13 protein-coding genes are annotated in these 11790 nt (G+C 62.6%); 3 read left to right on the forward strand and 10 right to left on the reverse strand.

The genetic code is table 11. The features are described from left to right. Positions 1-57 precede the first annotated feature (57 nt). The 3 genes from JFN91_RS11355 to JFN91_RS11365 all read left to right on the forward strand — a co-directional run bounded on the left by JFN91_RS11355 (position 58) and on the right by JFN91_RS11365 (position 2731). Positions 58-744, forward strand: a complete 687-nt coding sequence (locus JFN91_RS11355) for an NAD(P)/FAD-dependent oxidoreductase (protein WP_183345548.1) — start codon at positions 58-60, stop codon at positions 742-744. A gap of 16 nt (positions 745-760) precedes the next feature. Further along, entirely contained in the window at positions 761-1561 is an 801-nt protein-coding gene (gene ttcA, locus JFN91_RS11360; RefSeq protein WP_199389312.1) for a tRNA 2-thiocytidine(32) synthetase TtcA, read from the forward strand. A gap of 177 nt (positions 1562-1738) precedes the next feature. Beyond that, entirely contained in the window at positions 1739-2731 is a 993-nt protein-coding gene (locus JFN91_RS11365; protein WP_199389313.1) for a 4Fe-4S binding protein, read from the forward strand. A 315-nt stretch (positions 2732-3046) separates the two neighbouring features. Here JFN91_RS11365 and JFN91_RS11370 read toward each other — a convergent pair whose 3' ends face one another. From JFN91_RS11370 to JFN91_RS11415, 10 genes are all read right to left on the reverse strand, one after another. Continuing rightward, the gene (locus JFN91_RS11370; protein ID WP_183345553.1) at positions 3047-3466 is read right to left on the reverse strand and encodes a TraR/DksA family transcriptional regulator; all 420 of its coding nucleotides are present in this window, start codon (positions 3464-3466) and stop codon (positions 3047-3049) included. An 83-nt stretch (positions 3467-3549) separates the two neighbouring features. Next, complete coding sequence (rimO, locus tag JFN91_RS11375) at positions 3550-4896, reverse strand: 30S ribosomal protein S12 methylthiotransferase RimO (RefSeq protein WP_199389314.1); 1347 nt, start codon at positions 4894-4896, stop codon at positions 3550-3552. 17 nt (positions 4897-4913) lie between these two features. Then, positions 4914-5399 (reverse strand): YajQ family cyclic di-GMP-binding protein, encoded by a 486-nt coding sequence (locus JFN91_RS11380; protein ID WP_199389315.1) that lies wholly within the window; start codon positions 5397-5399, stop codon positions 4914-4916. Between the two features lie 103 nt (positions 5400-5502). Continuing rightward, a complete protein-coding gene (locus JFN91_RS11385) occupies positions 5503-6210 on the reverse strand; it encodes a LolA family protein (protein WP_199389316.1) in 708 nt (235 codons plus the stop codon). Positions 6211-6334: 124 nt separating this feature from the next. Next, positions 6335-6934 (reverse strand): chemotaxis protein CheC, encoded by a 600-nt coding sequence (locus tag JFN91_RS11390; protein ID WP_199389317.1) that lies wholly within the window; start codon positions 6932-6934, stop codon positions 6335-6337. Positions 6935-6997: 63 nt separating this feature from the next. Next, the gene (locus tag JFN91_RS11395) at positions 6998-8674 is read right to left on the reverse strand and encodes a chemotaxis protein CheA (protein ID WP_199389318.1); all 1677 of its coding nucleotides are present in this window, start codon (positions 8672-8674) and stop codon (positions 6998-7000) included. 3 nt (positions 8675-8677) lie between these two features. Beyond that, positions 8678-9043: a response regulator gene (locus JFN91_RS11400; RefSeq protein WP_199389319.1), complete on the reverse strand. Its 366-nt coding sequence runs from the start codon at positions 9041-9043 to the stop codon at positions 8678-8680. Then, the gene (locus JFN91_RS11405) at positions 9043-9495 is read right to left on the reverse strand and encodes a chemotaxis protein CheW (RefSeq protein WP_199389320.1); all 453 of its coding nucleotides are present in this window, start codon (positions 9493-9495) and stop codon (positions 9043-9045) included. The genes JFN91_RS11400 and JFN91_RS11405 overlap by 1 nt, the downstream gene beginning before the upstream one ends. After that, on the reverse strand, positions 9492-10778 hold the full coding sequence (locus JFN91_RS11410) for a methyl-accepting chemotaxis protein (RefSeq protein ID WP_199389321.1): 1287 nt from the start codon (positions 10776-10778) through the stop codon (positions 9492-9494). The genes JFN91_RS11405 and JFN91_RS11410 overlap by 4 nt, the downstream gene beginning before the upstream one ends. Before the next feature lie 39 nt (positions 10779-10817). Beyond that, positions 10818-11648, reverse strand: coding sequence for a CheR family methyltransferase (locus JFN91_RS11415; protein WP_199389322.1), 831 nt, complete (start codon positions 11646-11648; stop codon positions 10818-10820). Between the last annotated feature and the right edge of the window lie 142 nt (positions 11649-11790).

Consider the following 11790-nt stretch of genomic DNA (forward strand, 5'->3'; position numbering starts at 1 on the left):
GTTGCTTTTCAGCTATTTTGACCTGCATCAATTTCAATACAGACAAAGGAGCAGATGATGAACACCAAGGACATCCTGGAAAAAGGCGCCATCCTGCAGCGTGACCGCGAGACCTACGCCATCGCCCCGCACATCCCGGGCGGCTTCACGGACACCGCCACCCTGAGAAAGATCTGCGACGTGGCCGACAAGTACAAGCTGGAAGTGAAGCTCACCTCGGCCCAGCGCATCGCCATGTTTGGGGTCAAGGAAGAAGAGCTCGACGCAGTCTGGGCCGATCTTGCCCAGGCCCCCGGCGCCGCCATCGGCCTGTGCGTCAGGAGCATCAAGATCTGCCCGGGCACCCAGTGGTGCAAGAGGGCCGTGCTGGATTCCGCCTCGCTGGGGCTCAAGCTGGACAAGATCTACCACGCCATGGAACTCCCCAACAAGATGAAGATGGGTGTTTCAGGCTGTCTGCTGGCCTGCTCCGAGTCCGGCGTCAAGGACATCGGCATCGTCGGCCACAACAAGGGGTGGCGCATCCTGGTTGGCGGCAACTCCGGTCCCAGGCCGCGCCTGGCTGAACTGCTGGTGGACAACATCCAGACCGAGGAAGAGGTGCTGGAGATCGTGGCCAAGGTGGTGGAAGTCTACAAGAACGACCCGCAGCAGGGGCGTCTGGGCAGGCTGATCGAGGAAAAGGGGATCGAGGCATTCAGGGCGGCCGTGCTCGGCAGCCAGGACGCCGCGGTCGGGAAGTGACATGGAAGCTGCGCTAATGACTGAAACAAAACCTGCGCGGGAGCCTTCTACCGGGCTCATCGAGGACGCCCTCTTCACGCGCATCAAGAATCGCGTCGGCAAGGCGATCCACGACTTCAACCTGATCTCCGAAGGGGACCGCATCGCCGTCGCCGTCTCCGGCGGCAAGGACTCGTACGCGATGCTGCACATGCTCGACACGCTGCGCCGGCGCGCGCCGGTACGCTACGAGTTGGTCGCCATCAACATCGACTCCGGCTACCGCGGTTACCGCGCCGACATAATCGAGGAACACCTGAAGGAGCACGGCTTCACCTATCACATGGAGAAGACCGAGCACTACGACATCATCTCGGAGAAGCGCCGCCCCAACTCCTCCTACTGCTCCATCTGCGCCAGGCTCAAGCGGGGCACGCTCTACACCCTGGCGCAGCAGATGGGGTGCAACAAGCTGGCGCTCGGCCACCACATGGACGATTTCATCGAGACGCTGCTTTTGAACCAGTTCTTCGTCGGGTCGCTCAAGGCGATGGCCCCGAGCATGCTGGCCGACAACGGCGTCACCACGGTCATCAGGCCGCTGGTCTACGTCCCGGAGAAGGAGATTATCCCGTTCTCCCGCAACAACCGTTTCCCGGTCGTATGCTGCTGCTGCCCGGTCTGCGGCACCGCCGACTTGCAGCGCAAGAAGATGAAGGAGTTGTTGGAGACCTTGGAGCGCGACAACCCCTTGGTGAAGAGGAGTCTTTTGAAGGCCTTGTCCAACGTCCACCCGCGCCACTTGCTGGACAAGGGTTTGACCAGGATACCTTCCTGACGCAGATCGGCGATGATGTCCTTCACCGTCAGGTGCCCGCAGTAGACGACGATTCCCACAGCTCCTATGACCATCGGTTCCATATGCTACCTCCGCTTTCCTTGATGATACGACGGTAGCATGTGGTAGCGACAAAATAAGTCGCAACATATACGCAAGGCAACAAAGGTGAGGTTCATGGCAGAAAAAAAAGTGCAAAAGGTCAGGTTGGCAGTGCAGTGGGGCTTTCTTCTCTTCTCTCTCTACCTGGGAGTAACCTTCTACCGTTTCGTGCTCCATTTCAGAAGCGGCGGGGCCACCCCGTTCGTGGAGCGTCCCGACGGTGTCGAGGCGTTTCTGCCCATCTCCGGCCTGGTGAGTCTCAAAGGGTGGATGACCCTTGGCAGTATCAACGACGTGCACCCGGCGGCGCTGGTGGTCCTGTTGACTGTTATCGTCGTGTCGCTGCTGTTGAAGCGCTCCTTCTGCTCCTGGGTCTGCCCAGTGTCCACCATCACCGAGGTGTGCTGGAAGGTGGGGACCAAACTGTTCGGCAAGAACTTCAAGGTGTGGCTCTGGCTGGACTGGCTGCTGCGTCCGATCAAGTACCTGCTGCTCGCCTTCTTTCTGTTCTCCATCCTGGTGATCATGGCCCCCGACAGCGTCGCCTCCTTCATCACCGGTGACTACAACAAGATGGCCGACGTCAAGATGCTTGATTTCTTCGTGAACCTGTCCGGCACGCCGCTCGTCGTCATCGGCGTGCTGCTGGCGCTCTCGTTTTTGTTCAAGAACCCGTTCTGCCGTTTCCTCTGCCCGTACGGCGCGCTGTTGGGGCTGGTGTCGCGTCTGTCGCCGGTGAAGATCGAGCGCAACCAGAGCGCCTGCATCTCCTGTGGCGGCTGCACCAAGGCCTGCCCCTCCTACATCGACGTCATGCACAAGGACAGGGTCTGCTCCGAGGAGTGCGTCGGCTGCCTGCGCTGCGTGAGCGCCTGCCCGAAACCCGAGGCGCTGCAGATGAAGGCGAAGAACGGCAAGGTGGTGCCGGGTATGGTGTACGCGGCGTTGGTCGTGGCGGTCTTCATCGGCGGCACCCTGATCGGCAGGGCCACCGGCCACTGGCACACTGGTATCACCAAAGCCGATTACCAGCGTCTGATAACGGCACCGCCGGTGGACCACCCGTAGCGAAGGGACCCCAGATAGGAGGGGGCGAATGATTACTCCTCCCAACGCAACACAGGTCCCCTCCCCCGGAGGGGGAGGGATAGGGAAGGGGGACGCGCAGCGGCTTTTACGGTCTTCCCCCCTCCCAACCTCCCCCCTCCGGGGGGAGGAGCTGAAACAACAGCTGGAACAGCGAACTGTTCCCTTGCGGGGGAGGAGCTGAATCAACAAAAAGAGGGGACGGTATCTCTACCGTCCCCTCCTGGTATTTCTAGCACCGGCCGGGTGAAAATGGCTAATGTGCCATTTCCCGCCGTTGTTCCTTGTTTTGGCCTGCTACCCTTCCTCTTCCTCGCCCAGCGCGATCTCGCGGTAAGCGCGGTCTTCTTCGAAGCGCTTGGTCTGTGCTTGCTGCTTCTCCAGGTCCGCCTTGCACTTCACGCAGTGGCGGGCGAAGGGGACGATCTTCAGCCTCCCGATGGGGATTTCTTCCTCGCACTCCTCGCAGATGCCGTACTCGCCTTCTTCCAAACGCAGTAAAGCCTCGTCGATATTACGCAATTTCTCGCGCTCCCGGTCGCCCAGCAAAAGACCGAGTTCACGGTCGCGCTCGCTGGAAGCCTGGTCATAGATGTCGCCGCTCGGCTCGTTGATCGGTGCATCGGAGCCGGACTTGACAGTCTTGTTAATCTCTTTAAGCGTCTCCTCTTTCATCTTGAGGAGCATCGCTTTCATTTCTTCGGGTTTTTCAGTCATGTATAAACTATCTCCGTTTGAGTCATTGTCCCGCAAAGCGACGCAATAATACAGCAATAGCGGTCGGTGTCAAGACTAAAAGCCTACTCTATGATCTCCCCAATCAGGTCGTAATCAGAGGAATCAGTGATCTTCAATCTCACTATGTCACCGACGTTGGCGTTGCCTGCAGTGATGTACACTTGGCCGTCCACATCGGGGGCCTGACGGGAGGAACGCCCCTTCAAGAGCAGCTCGGTTTCCTCGCTGTACCCCTCGACCAGCACGTCCTCCTCGCTGTCCACCAGGGTACGGTTGTGCTTGAAGGAGACGCGGGCCTGGGTCCGCATCAGTTTCTTGTGGCGCTCGCGCTTGACCCGCTCGGAGACCTGGTCCGGCATCTCGGCCGCCGGGGTCCCTTCCTCGCGGGAGTAGCAGAACACGCCGAGGCGGTCGAAGCGGGTCTCCTCGACGAACTGCAAGAGCGTCTTGAAGTCCTCGTTGGTCTCGCCGGGGAAGCCGACGATGAGCGAGGTGCGGATGGCGATGTCCGGGATCTCCTTGCGCAGCTTCGCGATCAGGGCGCGGATGTCGGCCTCGCCGCTTCTGCGCTTCATGTTCTTCAGCACGGGGTCGGAGATGTGCTGGATGGGGAGGTCCAGGTACTTGCACACCTTGGGCTCGTTCTTGATCAGCTCGATCAGCGAGTCCCTGACGCCGTCCGGGTAGGCGTAGAGGAGCCTGATCCACTTGAGGCCCTCCAGCTTGGCCAGTTCCTGGACCAGGAGCTCGAGGCTCGGCTGTTCCGGCAGGTCGCGGCCGTAGGCGGTAATGTCCTGGGCGATCAGGTTGAGTTCCTTCACCCCCGCCTCTACCAGTGCCTTCGCTTCCGCCATGAGCGTCGCGAAGGGGCGCGAGCGGTGCGCGCCGCGCAGGGCCGGGATGACGCAGTAGGAGCAGTTGTTGGAGCACCCTTCCGCGATCTTCAGGTAGGCCGTGTAGTGCGGCGACGACTGCAGGCGCGGCAGCTCGTCGTTGTAGACGAAGTTGGGGTCGCCGGTGTAGCAGAGCTGGGCGTCGGTCCCCTTCTTCTCGGCGATGATCTCAGCGATGCGCGGGTAGTCGCCGGTGCCGATGAAGATGTCCACCTCGGGGAGTTCCTTGGCGAGTTCCTCCTGGTAGCGCTGCGGCAGGCAGCCGGTCACGATCAGGAGCTTGCAGCGCGCGTCGTGCTTTCTATCGGCCAGGTCGAGGATGGTGTCGATGCTCTCCTGCTTGGCCTCCTTGATGAAGGAGCAGGTGTTCACCACGATGATGTCGGCCTGCATCTCATCGGTGGTGACTTCGTACTCGTCCTTGGAGAGGTAGCCCAGCATCACCTCGGCGTCCACCAGGTTCTTCGGGCAGCCCAGACTCACCAGGCTCACTTTTTCCTTAATCTTCTGGTTCAAAAAAATCCCCTCTTCTATCAGCTTCTGAAGTTGACGAACTGCATGTCGATGTCGAGATCCTTACCTTTGAGGATCCGGATCACCTCCTGGAGGTCGTCGATGTTCTTGCCGGTAACCCGGATCTGGTCGTCCTGGATCTGGCTTTGTACCTTGAGTTTGGTGTCCTTGATGACGGCGCCGATCTCCTTGGCCTTCTCCTTGGAGATTCCCACCTGCAGGGTGATGATCTGGCGCACCATGCCGCCGGAGGCCTGCTCCACCTTGCCGTACTGCAGCGCCTTGGGCGAAATGTTGCGTTTGACGAACTTGGACTGCAGGATGTCGATGACCGCCTTCAGCTTGAAGTCGTCCTCGGAAAGGACCTTGATGCTTTCCTTCTCCAGGGTTACCTCGCTCTTGGACCCCTTGAAGTCGTAGCGCTGCCCGATCTCCTTCACGGTCTGGTTGATGGCGTTGTCGACTTCCTGCATGTCGACCTTGGAAACGATGTCGAATGACGGCATGAAACCCCCTTAAAGCAGATTGAGATTAAGATTAAGACTAAGGAGGACCAGAAACCGGTCTCCCCTCTTTCTTAATCTCAATCTTTATCTTTATCTCGTCTTTCTATCTTTTTATGACTTGGACCCCCGAGGGGATCTTGAAGCTGAACTTGCCGCTGGAGATGCCGCGGTTGGTCTTCACGTTGCTGAAATCCATCCTGGTGGTGTTGCCGGTCTGGTCCACCACCGTGGAGGAGAGCACCGGGAACGGCGTGCCGGGATGCCCCTTGGCTACGAAGCTCTCCACCGCGTCGCCGGAGATGGTCAACAGCAGCTTGGCCATGGCCGGGCTCTTCTTGTGCGGGGTGAGCTCCAGCTGGTAGTTGCCGCTCTTGTCCTTTTGCTCCGCGGCGAACGCGATGCTGAAGTCCTTGGAGACCTGCCCGAGGCCCGAGAGGTAGTTCATGGCGATGCCGTTACTGGCCTCCAGCAGCTGGGCCAGGTCCATCACCATGACCTGCTTCTGGTCCGGGATGTAGTACCACACTGTCTTGCCGTTGGAGACGATCTGCTGCTTGGGCTTGGAGTAGTTGAAGCGGAACATGGACTCCTTGCCCCCTCCCTTTTTCAGCAGGAGTTCACCGGCACCCTTCTCCTCGCGTTTCATGGCCTTGATGCTGCTTCTCTGGCTGAAGTCGGCCTGCAGGTCGTTGAGCGAGCCGTAACCCTGCTCGATGGTGCGCACCACCTGGGAGAGTTCGGCGCAAAGGGCTACGCCGGCGTTGAGGGCGATCAGGGCGAGACACAGGACGGCGGTTCTGGCGATTTTCATATCTTCGACCTCTGAAAGTAGCGAAAAGGGGACAGGCACCTGCGGAGCCAGTCCCCTACATGTGCCGCAGTGGCGGCAGTTTGACCGGGCATTCTGACATACAACCGGGTAAGGTGCAACCTTTTCATTGCTCCAGGGCACCCAGCAGGGCCCCCAGCGAGGCGGGCGCCGGAATGAGGAAGATGCTGCCGCCGCAGAGCGAATCCGAGACCGAGAACATGGCGTCGATCATCACTACCGCCTCGTCCTTTTCGCCCTGCTCCAGGGCGTGCGCCAGGATGTCGTTGCCTTGCCCGGTGCTGAGCGCCGGGACCGAGGGGAGCAGGGTCATCTTGAGCGAGTTGCCCAGGGCGTTCAGGCAGGCCGACGCCAGGATGTTGCCGACCTCCATCAGGGTGGCCCGTTCCATCTCGGAGAGCGGCTCACCTTCCTTGGGGCCTTGGCCCAGCAACAGCTCCAGGATCCGGTGCGCGTTCTCGCGGAGCAGCAGGATCAGGATGCTGCCGCGCACGTTGCCCAGGATCTGCAGTTGCAGCGCGGTCACCTCCTGCGAGCCGAGCAGGTGTGAAATCCCGGAGCCCTCCAGCACCTGGAGCCGGGGCACCTGGATGCTCACTCCCTTGCCCATCAGCTGGGACAGGGCGACCGCGGCGTGCTGCATGCCGGTGCTGCAGACGTGGGTGAGGGCGTTCAGGTTGCCGTCGTGCAAGTCATGGTGGGCCATGCTAGCCTCCGCAGGTAAGCCGCTGCCGGTGCGGGCAACGGCGGCTAAGGATCGGGAAACGGTTCACAGCAGTCCGGCCAGGTCCAGTATGGCGACGATCTCGCCGTCGCCCAGGGTGGCGCCGCCGGCGACGCCGGCCATCTTGGAAAGCGGCCGCCCCAGTTGCTTTACGAACAGCTCGTGCTGGCCGAGGAGCCGGTCCACCACGATGCCGACCCGGCGACCGCGGGCCTCGGTGACGAAGAGAGGGAGAATGCCGTCGGGAAAGCGCCCCAGCGGCAGCCCCAGCACCCGGTTCAGCGACAACAGCGGAATCGCCTCGTCGTCGAGCTGGAACATCTGCCGCTTGCCCATGGTCTCGATCTGGCGCCGCGACAGCTCGACGGTGCGCTGCACCGCGTTCACGGGAATGGCGGCCTTGACCTGGCCCACCTGCACCACCAGCGCGTGGATGATGGCGATGGTGAGCGGCAGTCTCAGCGTGATGGTGGTGCCGACGCCCGGCTCGGATTCGATGCCCAGGGTCCCCCCCAGCTTCTGGATGGCGGCGTTGACCGCGTCCATCCCCACCCCGCGGCCGGAGATGTCGGTCACTTCCTTGGCGGTGGAGAAGCCCGGGATGCAGGAGAGCATGAGCGCCTGGCGCGGCGACAAGAGCTCCCCCTCCTCCGGGGTCAGGATCCCCTTGGCGATGGCGGCCGCGATCATGGTGGCGGGCTCCATGCCCCGGCCGTCGTCGCGCACGGTGATCTGGATGCGGTCCCGGTCCCGGGTCACGGCGAGCCGCACCGTCCCCCGCGCCGGTTTGCCCCCCCGTTCCCGCTCCCCGCTTTCCTCGATGCCGTGGTCCACGGCGTTTCTCAGGATGTGGTTCAGGGGATCGACGAGCTGCTCCAGCATACCGCGGTCGAGACCGATTTCACGGCCGGTGAGCTCGAAATGGATCTCCTTGCCGCTTTTCTTGGCTACCGAGCGCACCGAGCGTTGGAAGCGGTCGCTGATCGCCTCGAAGGGCATCAGGCGCACCTTCATCACCTCGTCGTGCAGGGAGCGCAGCAGCTTGGCGGTCTCGGAGATGGCGTCGTTCAGGGCCGGGGAGGCCAGTTCGCCGGCGATGGTCAAGAGGCGCTGCTTGTTGGTGACCAGTTCGCCGGTGAGGTTGATCAGGTGGTCCAAAAGCTCCGTCTTCACCCGCACCGTTCCGCCCGCTTCGCCGGCCGGTTCCTTGGCCTTTTCCGCCTCGGCGGCGGGTGGCGGGGCGATGTCCGCGGCAGCGGCAGGGGTGGTCGGTGCGGGGGAGGGCACAGCTTCGACGGCGGATACCTGTGTCTCAGCCTGGTCGGCCGGGGCCGCCTTGGGCGGAGCCGGGGTGTATATCGCCAGCCGCTGTGCGTAGTCGCCGGTGGGGAGGGTGGAGGGACGCTCCTGCTCCACATCCTGGAGCAGCACGTCGATCAGGTCCACTCCCTCCAGGAGCAGGTCGGCCACGCCGGCGTCGAAGGGGACCGCCCCGTCGCGCACGCGCGCCATCAGGTCCTCCATGCTGTGGGCCACCACCACCACGTCGCCGTACTCCATCGACGCCGCCATCCCTTTCAGCGAGTGCGCACCGCGGAACAGGGCGTCCACGGCGCTGCGCTCCCCGGGCGACTGCTCGAGGGCCACTACCTGCTCCGCGATGGTACGCAGGTACTCCCGGGATTCCGAGAGAAAGAGGGCCTTGTACTGCGACATGTCCATCGATTACCCCTGGGCCACTTCCCTGAGCACCCGGGTGACCAGCTCGGGATTGAACGGCTTCAGTATGAAGGCCTTGGCACCGGCCTCGGTCGCGGCGGTGGTGAGCGCCTCCTGCCCGATGGCGGAGCACATCACCACGCGGGCCCCGGCGTCATAGGCCATGATTTCCTGCAGCGCCTCGATTCCCGTCTTGTTGGGCATCACGATGTCCAGGGTGACCAGGTCGGGGAGGCACTCCTTGTATTTCTCAACCGCTTCCACGCCGTCGCTTGCCTCGTCGGCTATTTCGTACCCCTCCTCCACGAGGATGTCGCGCAGCATTTTCCTCATGAAAAGGGAGTCGTCAACTATCATGACCTTCAAGGCCATCAGGTACCTCCTGGTTTGGCATTGTTTGGGGCGTTTTGCTGCAGTTCCTGCTCCAGGCCGGTCAAAAGCGTCTCCAGGCGGAGCAGGCGCACGTTCCCCTGCGGCGTATCGAGCAGCGCCTCGGTGAGCGGATCCTCGTGGCTGCTGGCGCCGGTGATGCTGGCGGCGTCGAGGATGGAGCCCACGGCATCGACCTTGAGGGCGAGGTGGGCCAGCCGGGTGTCGATCACCAGGATCTTTCCCGGCAGCGGACGCCCCGGCAGGCGCAGGTAGCCGGCCAGGTCGACCAGGGCGGTGAGGTTGCCGTGGAAGTTGATCAACCCCTGGTAGTGCGGCGGCGCGCCGGCGAAGGGATAGCACTGCTGCGGCTCCATCACCTCGCAGACCTCCTGCAGGTTCAGGGCGAAGAGCTGCCGCGCCGCGCTGAACAGGAGCAGGCGCTCGGGGGTCACGCCTCGGGCTCCGGCGCGGTATCAGGCCCGACCTGGAAGCGTTCCACCGAGCGCAACAGCTCGTCGGCAAGCTTGGCCAGCTCCTGGGTCTGGTACACCATCTCCTGCATGGCCGAGTGCTGTTCCTCGGTGGCGGCGGAGACCTCCTCGGTGGAGGCCGCGTTGTCCTCGGCCACCTTGGCGATCTCGTCCACCATGCTCACCATCTTGGCGGCTCCGGTGGTCTGCATCTGGGACAGGTCGGCGATGGAGTTCGCCTTTCTTTCGGTCTCGACGACGGTTGCGAGGATTTCCTTGAAGGCGTCCGCGGTGGTATCGAGGTTCTTCTTCCCCACGATGATGCCGCGCGAGCTGTCGGTGATGGTTTCCTGCACCCTGCGGCTCTCCACCTTGACCAAGTCGATCAGCTCCACGATCTCGGTGGCGCTCTTGGCGCTGCCGTCGGCGAGCTTTCTCACCTCCTCGGCCACCACGCCGAACCCCTTGCCGTACTCGCCGGCGCGGGCCGCCTCGATGGAGGCGTTCAGGGCGAGCAGGTTGGTCTGGCGCGACATCTCCACGATGAAGTCGGCGATCTTGCCCACCTGCTGCAGCTTGCCGTTCAGGTCCATGAACTGCATGCTGATCAGTTCCACGGAATCGAAGAAGCTCTTCAGCCGCTCCACCGAGTCGTTGGCGAGCTCGCCACCCTTCTGCGCGGTGAGGCTGGTTTCCCGTGCCGCCTTGGCGGTCTCCTTGGCGCGGCGCGCGACGAGGTCGACCGAGATCGCCATTTCGTGGATCACCTTGGCGCTTTTGGACAGCATCTCCGCCTGGTTCTCGGCGCCGCCCGAGATGCTCTCGATGGCCTGCGCCACCTCCTCGGTGGAGGCGTTGATCTCCAGGGCGCTGGAGGAGAGGGTACGCGAGGACTCGGAGACCTGCTCGGAGGTATGACGGATCTGCCGTACCAGGGTGCGCAGGTTCTCCTGCATGGTGTTGATCGACAGCGCCATGGAATGGGTCTCGTCCGGGAAACGGGTGGCGGGAAAATCCAGGTTGCTGGACAGGTCGCCCTGGCTGATCGCCTCGGTGGCGCCGGTCAGCAGGGAGATGTTCTTGGTGAAGCTTCGGGAGAAGAAGGAGCCCAGGATCAGCCCCACCGTGAGCGCCACCACGTAGGAGAGGACGCTGGTCAGTTCGGGCGAGTACTGCAGGTGCTGCACCGCGGAAGGAACGAAGACGACGGCGGCGACCACGGCCAGGAAGCCGAGGATGAATTTGTAGCCGATTTGGATGTACATGTGGGCGTGCTCCTTTTCCTGCTCGAAAAATCGGTGTGGCTACAGGGCCCGGTAGATGCGTTCCACCGGGCAGATGGTCCGGAAGCGCTTGCGGGCCGTGCCGAAAAGGGTTTCGGCCTTGCCCAGCACCAGGTAGCCTCCGGGGGAGAGGGCGTCGGCGAAGCTGTTCAGGATGGTCTCCTGCCGTTCCCTCTCGAAATAGATCAGTACGTTGCGACAGAGGATCAGGTCGCAGGGGTCCCACCCCTGCCGGTGGTTCAGGTCCGCGTGCTCGAAAAGGACCTGGCTGCGGACCTCGTTCCCCAGGCGGTAGCGGCCGCCCTCGGGGGTGAAATGGCGCTCCAGCAACTGTGGGGGGACCTCCGCCAGACGGTCCGGGTGGTACACGGCTTCCCGGGCCTGCTCCAGGATGATGTTGTCCACGTCCACCCCCAGTATGGTGACGCGTCCCGCGTCGACCGCAGCGGGGAACCGCTCCTTCATGAGCAGCGCCAGGGTGTAGGGTTCCTCCCCGCCGGCGCAACCGACACTGAGGACCCGGACCTGGTCGCCCCGCTCCAACAGCTGTGGCAGGATCTCGGTGCCGAGTTTTTCGAAGACCGTGGGATTTCTGAAGAAGTGGGAAACGTGGATGGTGAGCACCCGGAGCAGGTGGTCCTGTTCGGCCGTGCTCTGGGTGAGGAGTTCGCCGTACGCCTCGGGGGTGGGGGAGTGGGTGGCGCGGACGCGGATGTGGATGCGCCGCTTGACGCATTTGTCCTTGTAGCCGTCCAGGGTGAACCCCGAGCGGGCTTTGAGGATGCGCCCGATGACCTCGAAGGTATCCGGGGCGATATCCGGTTCGACGCTGCCGGTTATGCCGTTAAGCATGTGCCACGCCGCGGGCGTTTGCCGCCGACCGCCTTCTTTCCGGTGCAACCGAGGCCATCTGAACCCCTAAGCTAGTGAGGATGCTGCCCAAATGGAGAATGGATAGCATAACTGCGCCTCAATAGTCAATGAGGACGTCCAC

The organism is Geomonas anaerohicana (assembly GCF_016458305.1).
Lineage (GTDB): Bacteria > Desulfobacterota > Desulfuromonadia > Geobacterales > Geobacteraceae > Geomonas > Geomonas anaerohicana.

Excerpts from the sequence above, each read along its gene's own strand:
- JFN91_RS11355 (WP_183345548.1), top strand. The coding sequence starts at position 58 with ATGAACACCAAGGACATCCTGGAAAAAGGCGCCATCCTGCAGCGTGAC.
- ttcA (WP_199389312.1), top strand. The coding sequence starts at position 761 with ATGACTGAAACAAAACCTGCGCGGGAGCCTTCTACCGGGCTCATCGAG.
- JFN91_RS11365 (WP_199389313.1), top strand. The coding sequence starts at position 1,739 with ATGGCAGAAAAAAAAGTGCAAAAGGTCAGGTTGGCAGTGCAGTGGGGC.
- JFN91_RS11370 (WP_183345553.1), bottom strand. The coding sequence starts at position 3,466 with ATGACTGAAAAACCCGAAGAAATGAAAGCGATGCTCCTCAAGATGAAA.
- JFN91_RS11380 (WP_199389315.1), bottom strand. The coding sequence starts at position 5,399 with ATGCCGTCATTCGACATCGTTTCCAAGGTCGACATGCAGGAAGTCGAC.
- JFN91_RS11385 (WP_199389316.1), bottom strand. The coding sequence starts at position 6,210 with ATGAAAATCGCCAGAACCGCCGTCCTGTGTCTCGCCCTGATCGCCCTC.
- JFN91_RS11390 (WP_199389317.1), bottom strand. The coding sequence starts at position 6,934 with ATGGCCCACCATGACTTGCACGACGGCAACCTGAACGCCCTCACCCAC.
- JFN91_RS11395 (WP_199389318.1), bottom strand. The coding sequence starts at position 8,674 with ATGGACATGTCGCAGTACAAGGCCCTCTTTCTCTCGGAATCCCGGGAG.
- JFN91_RS11400 (WP_199389319.1), bottom strand. The coding sequence starts at position 9,043 with ATGGCCTTGAAGGTCATGATAGTTGACGACTCCCTTTTCATGAGGAAA.
- JFN91_RS11410 (WP_199389321.1), bottom strand. The coding sequence starts at position 10,778 with ATGTACATCCAAATCGGCTACAAATTCATCCTCGGCTTCCTGGCCGTG.
- JFN91_RS11415 (WP_199389322.1), bottom strand. The coding sequence starts at position 11,648 with ATGCTTAACGGCATAACCGGCAGCGTCGAACCGGATATCGCCCCGGAT.